The organism is Ancylobacter lacus (genome assembly GCF_018390635.1).
GTDB classification, from domain to species: domain Bacteria; phylum Pseudomonadota; class Alphaproteobacteria; order Rhizobiales; family Xanthobacteraceae; genus Ancylobacter; species Ancylobacter lacus.
In genome coordinates this window covers 59,284-75,222 of the sequence record NZ_JAHBGE010000057.1, presented here as the reverse complement: position 1 = coordinate 75,222, position 15,939 = coordinate 59,284, and the positions used below count along the sequence as shown (strand labels likewise).

At 69.1% G+C, this 15,939-nt stretch carries 12 protein-coding genes; 9 read left to right on the top strand and 3 right to left on the bottom strand.

The window, feature by feature from the left end:
* Positions 1–150 precede the first annotated feature (150 nt).
* The 9 genes from KHC27_RS14230 (at position 151) to KHC27_RS14190 (ending at position 11,891) form a co-directional block, all read left to right on the top strand.
* Positions 151–1,902, top strand: a complete 1,752-nt coding sequence (locus KHC27_RS14230; RefSeq protein WP_213340039.1) for an alkaline phosphatase — start codon at positions 151–153, stop codon at positions 1,900–1,902.
* Between the two features lie 80 nt (positions 1,903–1,982).
* Complete coding sequence (locus tag KHC27_RS14225) at positions 1,983–2,414, top strand: hypothetical protein (protein WP_425514881.1); 432 nt, start codon at positions 1,983–1,985, stop codon at positions 2,412–2,414.
* 2 nt (positions 2,415–2,416) lie between these two features.
* Positions 2,417–3,085, top strand: coding sequence for an ABC transporter ATP-binding protein (locus tag KHC27_RS14220; RefSeq protein WP_213340038.1), 669 nt, complete (start codon positions 2,417–2,419; stop codon positions 3,083–3,085).
* Positions 3,086–3,093: 8 nt separating this feature from the next.
* The gene (locus tag KHC27_RS14215) at positions 3,094–4,320 is read left to right on the top strand and encodes an FtsX-like permease family protein (RefSeq protein WP_213340037.1); all 1,227 of its coding nucleotides are present in this window, start codon (positions 3,094–3,096) and stop codon (positions 4,318–4,320) included.
* Positions 4,321–4,560: 240 nt separating this feature from the next.
* Positions 4,561–5,661 (top strand): efflux RND transporter periplasmic adaptor subunit, encoded by a 1,101-nt coding sequence (locus KHC27_RS14210; RefSeq protein ID WP_213340036.1) that lies wholly within the window; start codon positions 4,561–4,563, stop codon positions 5,659–5,661.
* Positions 5,658–8,762: an efflux RND transporter permease subunit gene (locus KHC27_RS14205; protein ID WP_213340035.1), complete on the top strand. Its 3,105-nt coding sequence runs from the start codon at positions 5,658–5,660 to the stop codon at positions 8,760–8,762. Before KHC27_RS14210 ends, KHC27_RS14205 begins: the two co-directional genes overlap by 4 nt.
* 107 nt (positions 8,763–8,869) lie before the next feature.
* Positions 8,870–9,895 (top strand): patatin-like phospholipase family protein, encoded by a 1,026-nt coding sequence (locus tag KHC27_RS14200; protein WP_213340034.1) that lies wholly within the window; start codon positions 8,870–8,872, stop codon positions 9,893–9,895.
* A 2-nt stretch (positions 9,896–9,897) separates the two neighbouring features.
* Positions 9,898–11,361 (top strand): GntP family permease, encoded by a 1,464-nt coding sequence (locus KHC27_RS14195; protein ID WP_213340033.1) that lies wholly within the window; start codon positions 9,898–9,900, stop codon positions 11,359–11,361.
* Positions 11,361–11,891 (top strand): YqhA family protein, encoded by a 531-nt coding sequence (locus KHC27_RS14190; protein WP_213340032.1) that lies wholly within the window; start codon positions 11,361–11,363, stop codon positions 11,889–11,891. The genes KHC27_RS14195 and KHC27_RS14190 overlap by 1 nt, the downstream gene beginning before the upstream one ends.
* A 75-nt stretch (positions 11,892–11,966) precedes the next feature.
* On the opposite strand, the gene mmsB is transcribed toward KHC27_RS14190, so the two are convergent.
* The 3 genes from mmsB to chvE all read right to left on the bottom strand — a co-directional run bounded on the left by mmsB (position 11,967) and on the right by chvE (position 15,878).
* The gene (gene mmsB / locus KHC27_RS14185; RefSeq protein WP_213340159.1) at positions 11,967–13,160 is read right to left on the bottom strand and encodes a multiple monosaccharide ABC transporter permease; all 1,194 of its coding nucleotides are present in this window, start codon (positions 13,158–13,160) and stop codon (positions 11,967–11,969) included.
* A gap of 26 nt (positions 13,161–13,186) precedes the next feature.
* Positions 13,187–14,722, bottom strand: coding sequence for a multiple monosaccharide ABC transporter ATP-binding protein (mmsA, locus tag KHC27_RS14180; RefSeq protein WP_213340031.1), 1,536 nt, complete (start codon positions 14,720–14,722; stop codon positions 13,187–13,189).
* 64 nt (positions 14,723–14,786) lie between these two features.
* The gene (gene chvE / locus KHC27_RS14175; RefSeq protein WP_213340030.1) at positions 14,787–15,878 is read right to left on the bottom strand and encodes a multiple monosaccharide ABC transporter substrate-binding protein; all 1,092 of its coding nucleotides are present in this window, start codon (positions 15,876–15,878) and stop codon (positions 14,787–14,789) included.
* Positions 15,879–15,939: the final 61 nt, after the last annotated feature.

Genomic DNA, 15,939 nt, shown 5'->3' with positions numbered 1-15,939 from the left:
TGCCGATCGCTTAGCCGCTGCGGTGGGGCCTTACAAGCCAGGGTCGGCGCCTGCCGCAACGGCGCAGTCGGCCGTGCGCATGACGTGCCGTCATCGCGGTGACACCTGCGGAAACTAGGCAGGGTCATCCACTTGAGGAGGACACCGGCCATGCGCGCCACTCTGGCGGTTCTCGCCCTTTCCACCGCCCTCGGCTTCGGCTTCGCGTCCGAGGCGGACGCGGCGACCATCTATCCGCTCGACCGCGCCACCATCCTGGTGCGCTCGCCCTTCGACCTGAAGGTCGAATTCGCCGGCGTGGTGAAGGCTGAAGACGTCAAGGTGACCCTCAATGGCGAGCCCGCCGAGGTCGTGCTCGGCAAGGGCTTCACCTTCGTCGAGCGCGAGCCGGGCGTCGATGCCTCCGCCGTGATGCTGCGCGCCGCCTCGCTCGCCAAGCCCGGCCACTACACCGTCGAAGCCCGCGCCGGCGACGACGTGAAGACGGTGACCTGGGACGTGTACGCCACGCCGGCCCAGCCGAAGGCGAAGAACGTCATCTTCTTCCTCGGCGACGGCCTGTCGGTCGCCCATCGCACCGCGGCCCGGCTGATGTCCAAGGGCATGACCGAGGGCAAGGCCAATGGCCGCCTCAACATCGACGGCATCTCGCCTGTCGCCTTCGTCGGCACCTCGGCGACCGATGCGGTGGCCACCGACAGCGCCAACACCATGTCGGCCTACATGACCGGCCACAAGACCGCGGTGAACGCGCTCGGCGTCTATGCCGACCGCACCAAGGACAGCCTGGACGACCCCAAGGTCGAGACCATCGCCGAGGCGCTGCGCCGCACCGGCGGCAAGGCGATCGGCATCGTCACCACCGCCGAGATCGAGGACGCCACCCCCGCCGCCGTGGTCTCCCACACCCGCCGGCGTTCCGACAAGGCCGACATCGCGCTCATGATGTTCGACGTGAAGCCGGAGGTCGTGCTCGGCGGCGGCTCGGCCTATTTCCTGCCGAAGTCCGTTCCGGGCTCCAAGCGCAAGGACGACATCGACCTGATCGACCGCTACCGCGAGTCCGGCTACGCGCTGGCCACCACCGCGGCCGAGCTCGAGACGGCGCGCGGCACCAATAGCGGGCGCATCCTCGGCCTGTTCCACACCGGCAACATGGATGTCGCGCTGGACCGCCTGCAGCTCAAGAAGGGCACGGTGTCGAAGTTCCCCGACCAGCCCGGCCTCGTGAAGATGACCGAGGTCGCCCTCGAGCAGCTCGCCAAGGACCCGGACGGCTTCTTCCTGATGGTCGAGGGCGCCTCGATCGACAAGATGTCCCATCCGATGGACTGGGAGCGGGCGATGTACGACACCATCGAGTTCGACCAGGCGGTGGGCGCGGGGCTGGCCTTCGCGGCGAAGCACCCCGACACCCTCATCGTGGTGACCGGCGACCACACCCATGGCGTCTCCGTCATCGGCACCATCGACGACAACAAGCCGGGCACCGAGATGCGCGAAAAGGTCGGCGTCTATGCCGATGCCGGCTTCCCCAACTATGAGGACAAGAACGGCGACGGCTATCCCGACAATGTCGACGTCTCCCGCCGCCTCGCCATCTTCTCCAGCAACTTCCCGGATTATTACGAGACGTTCCGTCCCAAGATGAACGGCCCGTTCGAGCCGGCGGTGCAGAACGAGAAGAAGGAATACGTCGCCAATGAAGCCTACAAGGACGTGCCCGGCGCGGTGAAGCGCGAGGGCAACCTGCCGCGCTCGGCCGACACCGCGGTCCATGCGGTCGACGACGTGGTGCTGCAGGCCACCGGTCCCGGCGCCGACGGCTTCCACGGCTATATGGAGGAGAGCGACATCTATCGCGTGCTGGTCGACGCGATGGCGATCGCTCCGGCCAATTGAGCGGCCCGCGGACACCCGTCAACCCATGGAACCCGGCCGGCGACGGCCGGGTTTCCGCACGCCGGGCCGGGCGGCGGCAGGTGCTGGGACTGCTCGGCGCGCTGCCGCTTCTGGCGCTCGCCCGTCCCGCCCGCGCCGCGGCGGCGACGCCTCTCGGCTTTGGCGATCTCTACGGCGCCGTGAGCGTTCTCGGCCTCAGCTTCTCCGACAAGGTCAAGGCCCTCGCCGGCCAGCCGGTGACGATGCGCGGCTTCATGGCGCCGCCGCTGAAGGCGGAGGCCGACTTCTTCGTGCTGACCGAGATTCCGATGTCGATCTGCCCGTTCTGCTCCTCGGATGCCGACTGGCCCGACAATATCGTTGTGGTCTATCTCGATCGGGCCCAGACCTTCGAACAGGCCAACCGCATGATCGAGGTGACGGGGCGGCTCGAGGTCGGCTCCTGGACCGACCCGCACACCGGCTTCGTCAGCCTGCTGCGGCTTGTCGGCGCCCGTTTCGAGCGGGCCTGAGCATGCCCCGGCTCGCCATCCGCGATCTCGTTGTGTCCTATCCCGGCCTCGGCCGGCCGGCACTGGCGGTGCCGCGGCTCGATCTGGCGGCGGGCGAGCATGTCCTGCTCACCGGCGCGTCCGGCGCCGGCAAGACCACCTTCCTCAACATCGTCACCGGGCTGGAGCCGGTGGCCGCCGGCCGGGTGCGCTGGGACGAGATCGACCTCGCCGCGCTCGGCGAGGGCGGTCGCGACCGCTGGCGTGCCGCCCATGTCGGTCTGGTGATGCAGGAGTTCCATCTATTTCCCGGGCTCTCCGCCCTCGACAACGTGCTGCTGCCGGCGCGGCTGGCCCGCTTTCGCCTTCCCGCCGCCCTGAGCGGGGAGGCCGAGCGGCTGCTGGCGCGTGTCGGCATCACCCGCGCCGGGCAGAAGGTGGAGACGCTCTCGCGCGGGCAGATGCAGCGGGTGGCGGTGGCGCGGGCGCTGCTGGCCCGGCCGGGCATCCTGATCGCGGATGAGCCGACCGCCAGCCTCGACGCGGAATCCGGCGCGGCGGTCGCCGGGCTCCTGGCCGAACTGGCGGCCGAGACCGGGGCGACCCTGATCATCGCCAGCCACGATCCCCTGTTCGCCCGCGCGAACCTCAACCGGCGCCTGCATCTCGATGCCGGCCGCCTCGTCGGGTAGGGCCCTCCATGCTCGGCTTCATTCTCGCCGATCTGCGCCGCCATCGCTGGGGCGTCGCCGCCATCGCCCTCATCGTCGCGCTGGCGACCGCGCTCGGGGTGGCGGTGACGCTTCAGGAACGGGCGATGCGGCTCGGCAGCGCCCGCGCGGCGGACGCGTTCGATCTCGTCGTCGGCGCGCCGGGCAGCGAAACTCAGCTCGTGCTCTCGTCGGTGTTCCTGCAGGCGGCGCCGCTGCCGCTGATGCCGGGCCGGGTGCTGGCCGGGCTGCTGCAGGACCCCCGCGTCGCCTGGGCGGCGCCGATCGGCTTCGGCGACGAGATCGACGGGCGGCCGATCGTCGGCACCAGCGCGCCGCTGCTGGAGGGGCTGGGCGGCCTCGCCGAAGGCCGCGGCTTCGGCCGGCTCAATGAGGCGGTCATCGGCGCCGCGGTGCCGCTGCGCCTCGGCGACCGGTTCCACCCGATGCATGGCCATGCCTTCGGTGTCGGCCTCGTCCATGGCGGGGTGACCTATGGCGTGGTCGGCCGGATGAAGCCGACCGGCACGCCGTGGGACCGCGCGGTGCTGGTGCCGATCGAGGCGGTGTGGCGCATCCACCACGCCGAGGCTGCCGCCGGGCCGGCCGGTCCTGGCGGGGCCCAGCCGGATGAAGGGCTCGATGCGCCGGTCGATCCGTCCGCTCTGCTCTCTCCGGAGGCCACGGGCCTGCCGGCGATCCTCGTCAAACCGCGAACGGTTGCCGATGCCTACAAGCTGCGCCGGGACTACCGGGGCGAGACCACGCTCGCGGTCTTCCCGGCCGAGGTGCTGACCCGGCTCTACGGCACGCTCGGGGATGTCCGGCTGGTTCTGGCGGCGATCGCGACCGGTGCGCAGGCCCTCGTCGGGGCCGCGATCCTGCTCGCCATCCTCGTCCACGTTCTGCAGCGTCGCCGCCAGATCGGCGCGCTCAGGGCCTTCGGTGCCGCGCGGCTCGCGGTGTTCTCCATCGTCTGGCTCGAAGTGGTGCTTGTGCTGGGCGCGGGCCTGCTGGTCGGGGTGGGTCTTGGCTGGGCGGGCGCGCGCGCCCTCTCCAACCAGCTCGCGCGGCAGACCGGGGTGCCGATGCCGGTCGGCTTCATGCCCGAGGATGCGATGCCGCTCGCCCTGCTGCTGCTGGCGGGCGCCGTGGTGGCGGTGGTGCCGGCGGTGCTGGCCTATCGACAGTCGCCGGCCGAGGCGCTGCGCGGTTGAGCCGGCCTGCACCGCCGTTTTGCGCCGATATTGAAAGTACACGAACATAAATTTGCGCCGCTTGCTTGGCCGGCTTCCGCACAGCCGGCGGCTTCCACCGCGGCGTTCTACTTTGGTCGCGACCCTTGGCGTTGTCGGTTTGCTTTGCGCGGCGGCGGTATAGCCAGTCGATCCGCATCGCGATAATGCTGGTGCCGCAGTGCAGCGTGGGGGGTGGCCGTGGTGGATGATGTTCGTGGCATGGACGAAGGTCGCCGCCACTCCGCACGGGTGTTTCCCGGCCTCTGCGCCCTTGCGCTGGCGCTGGCTCTCGCCGGCTGCGGCGAGGCGACGGAGCCGCCCGCGGCGCCGCCCCGCCCGGTGCGGACCGTGACCGCCGAGACCCGCACCGCCGGCGACACCGCCACGCTCACCGGCACGGTCGAGGCCCGCAACGAGGTCACCTATGGCTTCCGCATCGGCGGGCGCATCGTCGAGCGGCTGGTGAATGTCGGCGACCGCATCGCCCCCGGCCAGGTGCTCGCCCGGCTCGACCCGCAGGACGAGCAGAACACGCTGCGCTCCGCCCAGGCGGCGCTTTCCGCCGCCAATGCCGCGCTCACCCAGACCCGCAGCCAGTATGAGCGGCAGAGCCAGCTTCTGGCGCGAGGCTTCACGCCGCGGGCGCAGTATGAGCAGGCGGAGCAGGCCTTCCTCAATGCCCGCTCGCAGGTGGAGGACGCCGAGGCCCGGCTGCAGATGGCGCAGGACCGGCTCGACTTCACCGAACTGAAGGCCGACGCCGCCGGCATCGTCACCCAGCGCCGCGCCGAGCCGGGCGAGGTGGTGCAGGCCGGCCAGCCGGTCATCGAGGCGGCCCGGCAGGATGGCCGCGACGCCGTGTTCGAGGTGCCGGCGCCGATGCTCTCCGGCCTTCCCGCCGACCCGGAGGTCGAGGTGGCGCTGGCGAGCGATCCCGCCGTCACCGCGAAGGGACGGGTGCGCGAGGTGGCGCCGCAGGCCGATCCGGTGACGCGGACCTTCCGTGTCCGGGTCGGGCTGATCGACCCGCCCGAGGCCTTCCGGCTCGGCACCACGGTGGTCGGCCGCGTCACCGTGCCGGAAGGCGCGGTGATCGAGATACCCGCCAGCGCGCTGACCCGGCTGAACGACCGGCCGGCGGTGTGGGTGGTGGAGCCCAAGGCCCTGACGGTGGGGCTGCGCAGCATCGAGGTGCTGCGCTACAGCCCGTCCGCGGTGGTGGTGGCCGACGGGCTGGCGCCCGGGGATATCGTGGTCACGGCCGGCGTGCAGGCGCTGCACCCCGGGCAGAAGGTGCGCCTGCTGGGAGCCGGGCTGTGAGCGGCTTCAATCTTTCGGCCTGGGCGCTGAAGCACCGCTCCGTCATCATCTACGCCATGCTCGTGGCGGTGGTCGCCGGGGTGATGGCGTTCCGCGGGCTCGGCCGCGCCGAGGACCCCACCTTCATCATCAAGACCATGGTCGTTCAGGCCAACTGGCCGGGCGCCACGCTGGACGAAACCACGCGTCAGGTGACCGAGCGGCTGGAGCGCAAGCTGCAGGAGGTGCCGAAGCTCGACCGTCTGGAGAGCTACACCCGGCCGGGCGTCACCACCATCTTCGTGCATCTGAAGGGCTCGGCCACCGCCGCCGAGGTGCCGGACCTCTGGTATCAGGTGCGCAAGGGTGTCGCCGACATCCGCCACACCCTGCCGCAGGGCATCGTCGGGCCGTTCTTCAACGACGAGTTCGGCGACACCTTCGGCATCATCTACGGCTTCACCGCCGACGGCTTCACCCATCGCGAGCTGCTCGACCGGGTGGAAGCGGTGCGCTCCGAGCTGCTGCACGTGCCCGACGTCTCGAAGATCGAGCTGCTGGGCGCGCAGGACGAGCGCATCTTCATCGAGTTCTCGATGGCGGAGCTGGCCAGCCTCGGCATTGACCGCAGCGCGGTGCTGCAGGCGCTGGCGAGCCAGAACGTGGTGCGTCCCTCCGGCGAGATCCAGACCGGGGCGGAGAACATCTCGGTGCGGGTGTCGGGTGCCTTCACCTCCGAAACCGACATCGCCAACGTGAATTTCGTGGTGAACGGACGGCTCATCCGCCTCGCCGACATCGCCACCATCCGCCGCGGCTATGCCGATCCGCCCCAGCCGATGTTCCGGGTCAACGGCCGGGAGGCGATCGGCCTCGCCATCGCCATGCGCGAGGGTGGCGACATCCTCGCCATGGGCCGCAATGTCGACGCCGCGATGAACCGCCTCGTCGCCGAGCTGCCGGTCGGCATCGACGTGCAGCTGGTGGCCGACCAGGCGGTGACCGTGAACGACGCCATCGCCGAGTTCATGGAAAGCCTCTGGCAGGCGGTGGCGATCATCCTGGTGGTGTCGTTCGTGGCGCTGGGGGTGCGGGCCGGCGCCATCGTCGCGCTGGCGATTCCGCTGACCCTCGCGGTGGTCTTCGCCATCATGCAGATCGCGCAGATCGACATGCAGCGCATCTCGCTCGGCGCGCTCATCATCGCTCTGGCGCTCATGGTCGACGATGCCATGACGACGACGGACGCGACCCTCACCCGCCTCGCCGCGGGCGACACGCCGATCCGCGCGGCTTCCTACGCCTTCTCCGCCTATGCCGCCGCCATGCTGGCGGGCACGCTGGTGACGGTGGCCGGTTTCGTGCCGGTGGGCTTCGCGGCCAGCTCGGCGGGCGAATACACCTTCACCCTGTTCGCGGTGGTGACCATCGCGCTGCTGGTGTCGTGGGTGGTCGCGGTGCTGTTCGCGCCGCTGCTGCAGGTGCTCATCCTCCGGCCGCCGGCCAAGGAAGCGACGAGAGCGGCCGCCGCCGGGCCCGGGCGGGTCATGGGGCTGTATCGCGGGTTTCTGGAGGGGTGCCTGCGGCTGCGCTGGATCACCATCGCGGTGACGCTCGGCCTGTTCGTGCTGTCGGTGCTGGCCCTGCCGCTGGTGCCGCGGCAGTTCTTCCCCTCGTCCGACCGGCCGGAGCTGCTGGTGGACCTCGCCTCGCCGCAGAACGCCTCGATCTATGCCAGCGAGAGCGTCGCCGAGGCCTTCGACAAGGTTCTGGCCGGCGACCCCGACGTCGCCCGCTGGAGCACCTATGTCGGGCGCGGCGCCATCCGCTTCTACCTCCCGCTCAACGTCCAGCTTCCCAACGATTTCTTTGCCCAGGCGGTGATCGTGGCCCGTGACGTCGCGGCGCGGGAGCGGCTGCACGCCCGGCTCGACAAGGTGCTGGCCGAGCAGTTCCCGCAACTCGTCGCCCGTGTCGCCCCGCTGGAGCTGGGGCCTCCGGTCGGCTGGCCGGTGCAGTACCGCGTTTCCGGGCCGGATGTGGAGAAGGTGCGGGCCATCGCCTTCGACCTCGCCGCCGCGGTGGCCTCGAGCCCCGACGCGGAGCGGATCAACTACAACTGGATCGAGCCTTCCCGTCAGGTGCGCATCCGGCTGAACCAGGACGAGGCCCGGCTGCTGGGCCTTTCCACCGCCCAGCTCACTGGCGTGCTGAACACGGTGTTCTCCGGCCAGCCGGTGACGCAGGTGCGCGACGACATCTACCTCGTCAACGTGCTGGCCCGCGCCACCGACGAGGAGCGCGTCTCGCTCGGCGCGCTCGCGTCGCTGCAGGTGCCGCTGCCGAACGGCCGGACCGTGCCGCTGAGGCAGATCGCGGTGTTCGAGTATGCCCAGGACTATCCCGCCATCTGGCGGCGCGACCGGGTGCCGACCCTCACCGTGCAGGCCGACGTGCGGCGCGGCGTGCTGCCCGAAAGCGTGGTGGAGGGGCTGGCGCCGAAGATCGCGGCCCTGCGCGCCACGCTGCCGCCGGGCTATGCCATCGTCGTCGGCGGCACGGTGGAGGAGAGCGCGGCCTCGCTCGGCTCGGTCATCGCCGTCGTGCCGGTGATGCTGCTGCTCATGTTCACCGTGCTGATGTTCGAGCTGAAGAGCTTCCAGCGGCTCGTCATCGTGCTGTCGGTCGCCCCGCTCGGCCTGATCGGGGTGGTGGCGGCGCTGCTGGCGTCGGGGCGGCCGCTCGGCTTCGTCGCCATTCTCGGTGTGCTGGCGCTCATCGGCATGATCACCAAGAATGCGGTCATTCTCATCGGCCAGATCGAGGCCGACCGCGCCGCCGGCCGCACCGTGCGGGACGCGGTCATCGCCGCCTCCTGCGCCCGCTTCCGTCCGATCATGCTGACCGCGGTGTCCACCGTGCTGGGCATGATCCCGATCGCGCCCACGGTGTTCTGGGGGCCGATGGCCTTCGCCATCATGGGCGGGCTGCTGGTCGGCACGCTGCTGACACTGATTTTCCTGCCCGCGCTCTATGTCGCCTGGTTCGGGGCGGACACCGGGCCCGAGGCTGCCGCGGCGCCCGAAGCGGCGCAGGCCGGGGCGGGGCTCGGGGCGGGCTGATCCCGCCCTGTCCAGCCGGACGGGAGGGGCGCCGCGCCTCTCCGCCGCGGGCGATGTGATACGCCGGGAGCGCCGTGCCGGGGCTGCCGGGACCAGGGGGGAGCGGGATGGAACGGGATTCGGTGCTGGTGGACCTCGCCCTGCAGGGCGGGGGCTCCCACGGGGCCTTCACATGGGGCGTGCTGGACCGCCTGCTGGAGGAGAGCTGGCTGGAGATCGAGGGGGTTTCCGGCACCTCCGCCGGGGCGATGAACGCCGCGGTGCTGGCGGATGGCTTCGCCGCCGGCGGGCGCGCCGGCGCCCGCGCGGCGCTGGAGAGCTACTGGCGCCATGTCTCCGACGCCGCGCGCTTCAGCCCGTTCCGGCGCTCGCTGATCGACCGCATGCTCGGGCGCTGGTCGCTGGAAGGCGCGCCCGGCTTCATGTTCATGGACTACATGTCCCGCATGTTCTCGCCCTACCAGTACAATCCGCTGGGGGGCAACGCGCTGGAGCCGGTGCTGGAAAAGCAGATCGACTTCGCCCGCCTGCGCGCCTCGCCGATCAAGCTGTTCATCACCGCGACCAATGTGCGCACGGGGCGGCCGCGGGTGTTCCGCAACGCCGACATCACCCCCGCGGTGCTGATGGCCTCCGCCTGTCTGCCCACGATCTTCCAGGCGGTGGAGATCGACGGGGAGGCCTATTGGGACGGCGGCTATTCCGGCAACCCGACCCTCGCGCCGCTGGTGAACGAGCTCACCTCCGACGACACCATCCTGGTGCCGATCAACCCGCTGGAGCGCCCGGGCACGCCGCGCACCCCAGCGGAAATCCTCAACCGGCTGAACGAGGTGTCGTTCAACGCGGTGGCGGTGAAGGAGCTCTACATGATGGCGCTGCTCCAGCGCCATTCCGCCGCGCTCGGTAGCGACAGCGAAGCCTGCGACTGGGCGCGCATGCGGGTCCATATCGTGCGCAACCCCATCATGAACACGCTCGACTTCTCCTCCAAGTTCAACGCGGAGTGGGACTTCGTCAGCATGCTGCGGGATGAGGGCCGGAAGGCCGCCGAGGTGTTCCTCGCCGACCATGGTCACGATCTCGGCCGCGCCTCCACCGTCGATTTCGACAAGCTGCTGGCGGAGCTGTGACCATGGGTCTCCTCGGCATACTGGTCGCGCTCGCCGTTCTCATCTTCCTCGCCTTCCGCGGCTCCAGCATCCTCGTGCTCGCGCCGGTGGCCGGGCTCATCGCTGCGGCGTTCTCGGGCGAGCCGCTGCTGGCGAGCTGGACCCAGACCTTCATGCGCAACGCGGCGGATTTCGTCGCGCAGTTCTTTCCGCTGTTCCTGCTGGGTGCGGTGTTCGGCAAGCTGATGGAGGATTCCGGCTCGGTCGCGACCATCGCCGACACCATGACCGCGCGGCTCGGGGCCCGGCGGGCCATCCTCGCGGTGGTGCTGGCGGGGGCGATCGTCACCTATGGCGGGGTGAGCCTGTTCGTCGCCTTCTTCGTGCTGGCGCCGATGGGCGTGGCGCTGTTCCGCTCCGCCGGCGTGCCACGGCGGCTGATGCCGGCGGCCATCGCCCTCGGCACCTCGACCTTCACCATGTCGGCGATGCCGGGCACCCCGTCGATCCAGAACGCCATCCCGATGCCGTTCTTTGGCACGACGCCCTTCGCGGCGCCCGGCCTCGGCTTTATCGCCTCGCTCATCATGCTCGGTTTCGGCCTGTGGTGGCTGAAGCTGCGGGAGAACGCGGCGCGGGCGGCCGGGGAGGGCTTCGGCGACCTCTCCGCCGCACCCGAGGAGGCGGCGGAGCGGGCGACGAGCGACCCGATCGTGCGCGAGCGGGCCACCACGGCACGTGAATTCGACCCCGCCGAAATCCACGGCAGCGAGCCCGCGCATCGCGGCCCGCCCATCGCGCTGGCGGCGCTGCCCATACTGGTGGTGATCGCCGTCAACCTGCTGATGTCCTTCGTGGTGCTGCCGCGGATGGACACGTCCTTCCTCGCCCTGCCGCAATGGGGCGGCACCTCCGCCTCGGCGGTGGGCGGGGTGTGGTCGGTCATCGTGGCGCTGGCGGCGGCGATCCTCACCGTCGCCGCCATCAATTTCCGCAGCGTGCCGGTGCTGCGGGCCACTGTCACGGCGGGGGCCAATGCCTCGGTGCTGCCGATTCTCTCGGTGGCCAGCCTGGTCGGCTTCGGCGCCATCGTGGCGGCGCTGCCCGCCTTCGCCGAGGTGCGCGACTGGGTGCTGGGCATTGGCGGCGGCCCGCTGGTCTCGCTCGCGGTGGCGACCAATATCCTCGCCGCCCTCACCGGCTCGGCCTCGGGCGGCCTCACCATCGCGCTCGACGCGCTGGGGCCGACCTATCTGCGGATAGCGCAGGAAATCGGCATGGACCCCGCGCTGATGCACCGGGTGGCGGTGATCGGCTCGGGCACGCTCGACAGCCTGCCTCATAACGGGGCGGTGGTGACGCTGCTCTCCGTGTGCGGCGTCACCCACAAGGAGGGCTATCTCGACATCGTCATGGCCGCCGTGGTCGGGGCGCTCATCGCGCTGGCGGCGGTCATCGTGCTGGGCACGGCGCTCGGGAGCTTTTGATGCGCACCCTTGTCATTCGCGCTGTGGTGCTGTGCCGCTGGGCGATGGTGCCGTTCTTCCTCGGCCTCGTCCTGGCGCTGGGTTTGCTGCTGATCGCCTTCTTCGGCGAGATCGTGCAGCTCGCCCTTCGGCTTCATGAACTCAACGAGGTCGAGCTGATCATGGCGCTGCTGTCGCTGATCGACCTGACGCTCGTCGCCGGCCTGCTCGTCATCATCATCCATTCCGGCTTCCAGAACTTCGTGGAGCGGATCGACGGGGAGACGCTTTCGGGCTCCCCGGCCTGGATGAGCGGCATCAGCTTCTCCGGGCTCAAGATGAAGCTGTTCGCCTCCCTCATGGCCATCGCCGGCATCACGCTGCTGAAGGCGCTGATGAAGCTGGAGGTGAGCGTCAGCACCGCGCAGGTGCAGTGGCTGGTGGTGGCGAACGTGCTGTTCGTGGCCGCCTATACCGTGCTCGCCCTCACCGACCGGCTGACGCGGCAGGACGCCGGCGGGGCGGGCGAGACGCCTTCCGCCGGCGATTGACCCCCACGCGTTTTCCCAGTTGCTCCCGGCGAGGGCGGCCGCTCCCGGTGTGTCCGGGCGCGGCCGGGGGACGGCCTAGCTGCGGCGCTGGTTGTAGACGTCGAGGCACACCGCGCCGAGCAGCACCAGGCCCTTGATGACCTGCTGGTAGTCGATGCCGATGCCGAGGATCGACATGCCGTTGTTCATCACGCCCATGATCAGCGCGCCGATCACCGCGCCGCCGACCCGGCCGACGCCGCCATAGGCCGAGGCGCCGCCGATGAAGCAGGCCGCGATCACGTCCAGCTCGAAGCCGAGGCCGGCCTTGGGGGTGGCGGTGTTGAGCCGGGCCGCGAACACCAGCCCGGCCAGCGCCGCCAGCACGCCCATGTTGACGAAGGTGAGGAAGGTGAGCCGCTCCGTCTTGATGCCGGAGAGCTTCGCCGCCTTCTCGTTTCCGCCGACGGCGTAGATCTGCCGGCCGATCGTCGTGCGGGTGGTGACGAAGGCGTAGAGCGCCACCAGCGCGGTGATGATGACGAGGACGTTCGGCAGGCCGCGATGGGAGGCGATCAGATAGGCGAAATAGATGATCACGGCCAGGAGCAGCAGGTTCTTGCCGATGAAGAAGCCATAGGGCTCGGTTTCGATGCCGTGACTCTCCTGCCGGGCGCGGTTGCGCACGTTCTGCCACACCAGCACCAGTGCCAGCAGCGCGCCGATCGCCAGCGAGGTGGGGTAGAGCGTGGTGACGTCCGGTATCAGTTCGGGGATGAAGCCGGAGGAGAGCTTCTGGAACTCCACCGGGAAGGGCCCGACCGACTGGCCGGCGAGGATCGCCAGCGCCAGACCCTTGAACACCAGCATGCCGGCCAGCGTCACGATGAAGGACGGGATCTTGAAATAGGCCACCCAGTAGCCCTGCGCCGCCCCGATCAGCGCGCCCAGCGCCAGGCAGATCAGCGCGGCGGGTATGTAGTGCACGCCGAACTTCACGATGAGCACCGCCGCCACCGCGCCGATGAAGCCCGCCACCGAACCCACGGAGAGGTCGATATGCCCGGTGACGATGACGAGCAGCATGCCCAGCGCCATGATGACGATGTAGCTGTTCTGCAGGACGAGGTTGGTGAGGTTCAGCGGCCGCAACAGGGTGCCGTTGGTCACGATCTCGAAGAAGATCATGATCGCAAACAGCGAGATCATCATCCCGTAGTCGCGCAGATTGTTCTTGAGGAAGCCGGCATGGCCGGACTTCGGCGGGTGGGGCTTGTCCTGAAGCGCCATGGTCTTCTCGCTCGCGGGGGTGTCGCTCATGGCCGTGCCTCGCCCTTGCGCATGATGGCGCGCATGATCTTCTCCTGTGTGGCTTCGGCGGCGGGGAATTCGCCGACGAACGCGCCCTCGTTCATCACGCAGATGCGGTCGCAGATGCCGAGCAGCTCCGGCATCTCCGACGAGATGACCACGACGCCACGGCCAGAATCGGCCAATTCATTGATAATGCAGTAGATTTCATACTTCGCGCCGACATCGATGCCGCGGGTCGGCTCGTCGAGGATGAGCACCTTGGGATCGGTGAACAGCCATTTCGACAGCACCACCTTCTGCTGGTTGCCGCCGGAGAGCTTGCCGGTTTCCTGATAGACGCTGTGGCAGCGGATGCGCATGCGGCTGCGGTAGTCGGAGGCGACCTTCAGTTCCTGGACGTCGTCGATGACGCGGCCCGGCGCGATGCGGTCGAGATTGGCCAGCGAGATGTTCTTGCGGATGTCTTCCGCCAGCAGCAGGCCGAGATGCTTGCGGTCCTCGGTGACATAGGCGAGGCCGGCGTCGATGGCGCGGCGCACGGTAGAGACGTCCGCCTCGCGGCCTTCGATCTCGACCCGGCCGGTGATCTTCTGGCCGTAGGAACGGCCGAACACGCTCATCGCGAATTCGGTGCGGCCGGCGCCCATCAGCCCGGCAATGCCGACGATCTCGCCGCGCTTCACCTCGAAGTCGACGTTTCGGATCATCTGGCGGTCGGTATGGAGCGGGTGATAGGCCGACCAGTCCGACACGCGGAAGATCGTCTCGCCGATCTTCGGCTCGCGCTTGGGGTAGCGGTGCTCGAGGTCGCGGTCCACCATGCGGCGGATGATGCGGTCTTCCTCCACCGCGCCGTCGCTGCAGTCCAGCGTGTCGACGGTGCGTCCGTCGCGCAGCACGGTGATGCGGTCGGCGACGCGGGAAACCTCGTTCAGCTTGTGCGAGATCAGGATGGAGGCGATGCCCTGCGCCTTGAACTCCAGCAGCAGGTCCAGCAGGGCCTGGCTGTCCTTCTCGCTCAGGCTGGCGGTCGGCTCGTCGAGGATGAGCAGCCGCACCTTCTTCGACAGCGCCTTGGCGATCTCGACGAGCTGCTGCTTGCCGACCCCGATATTGGTGATCAGCGTGTCCGGGGATTCGTTCAGCCCCACCTTGGCGAGCAGTTCCTGCGTGCGCCGGTGCACCGCGCCGCGGTCGATGATGCCGAAGCGCCCGGGCGGGTTGGCGATGAAGATGTTCTCCGCAATCGACATCAGCGGCACCAGGGCGAGCTCCTGGTGGATGATGATGATGCCGAGGGCCTCGGAATCGATGATGTCGCGGAAGCGGCGTTCCTCGCCGTCGAAGACGATGGCGCCGTCATAGGAGCCGTGCGGGTAGACCCCGCTCAGCACCTTCATGAGGGTGGACTTGCCCGCGCCGTTTTCCCCGACGAGCGCGTGGATCTCGCCGGGCGCGACCGTGAAGCTGACATCGCTCAGCGCCTTCACCCCGGTGAAGTGCTTGCTGATGCCCTGCATTTCCAGAAGGGCGTTCATGACTGCGCTCCTCGTGAGCGCCCCGTGCCGGCCGGTCGCCGCCGCCGGCACGGGGCAGGACTCGTCAGTTGATCTGGCCGGGCTTGTAGTAGCCGCTGCCGACCAGAACCGCTTCCCAGTTGCTCTTGTCGACCACGACCGGCTTCAGCAGATAGGCGGGAACGACCTTCACGCCGTTGTTGTAGGTCTTGGTGTCGTTGACGACGACTTCCTTGCCGCTGAGCGAGGCGTCGACCATGTCCGCGGTCACCTTGGCGAGTTCGCGGGTGTCCTTGAAGATGGTGGAATACTGCTCGCCGGCGAGGATCGACTTGACGGAGGGAACCTCCGCATCCTGCCCGGTGACGATCGGCATCTTCATGCCGCCGGAACCATAGCCCACGCCCTTGAGCGAGGACAGGATGCCGATGGACAGGCCGTCATAGGGGGAGAGGACGCCGTTCAGCTTCTTGTCGGAGTAGTAGGCGCTCAGCAGGTTGTCCATGCGGGCCTGGGCGGTTGCGCCGTCCCAGCGCAGCGTCGACACCTTGTCCATGCCGGTCTGCCCGCTCGGGATCTTCAGCGTGCCGTTGTCGATCAGCGGCTGCAGCACCGACATTGCGCCGTTGTAGAAGAAGTAGGCGTTGTTGTCGTCCGGCGAGCCGCCGAACAGCTCGATGTTGAACGGACCCTTGTTCTCGGGATAGCCGAGGCCCTTCAACAGCGACTGCGCCTGCAGCACGCCGACCTGGAAATTGTCGAAGGTCGCGTAATAGTCGACATTCGGCGTCTCGCGGATGAGGCGGTCATAGGCGATGACCTTGATGCCCTTCGCGTGGGCCTGCTTCAGCACGTCGGACAGGGTGGTGCCGTCGATCGAGGCGATGACCAGCACCTTGGCGCCCTTGGTCACCATGTTCTCGATCTGCGAGAGCTGGTTGGGGATGTCGTCCTCGGCATATTGCAGGTCAGTGTTGTAGCCGCGCTCCTTCAGCACCTTCACCATGTTGTCGCCGTCGGCGATCCAGCGGGCGGAGGACTTGGTGGGCATGGCGATGCCGACCGTGGCCTTTTCCTGCGCGCTGGCGGGGCTGACGCCGAGGCCCGCCAGGGTCAGGGCGCCGAAGGTCACGGCGCCGAGCGCCAGGGCGGAAAGGGCGGTGGAAATGCGTTTCATGTTTCACTCCCGGTTGCGATGGGTTGGCCGCCATCGGCGGTCCGTGTTCGTGGCGGCCTGG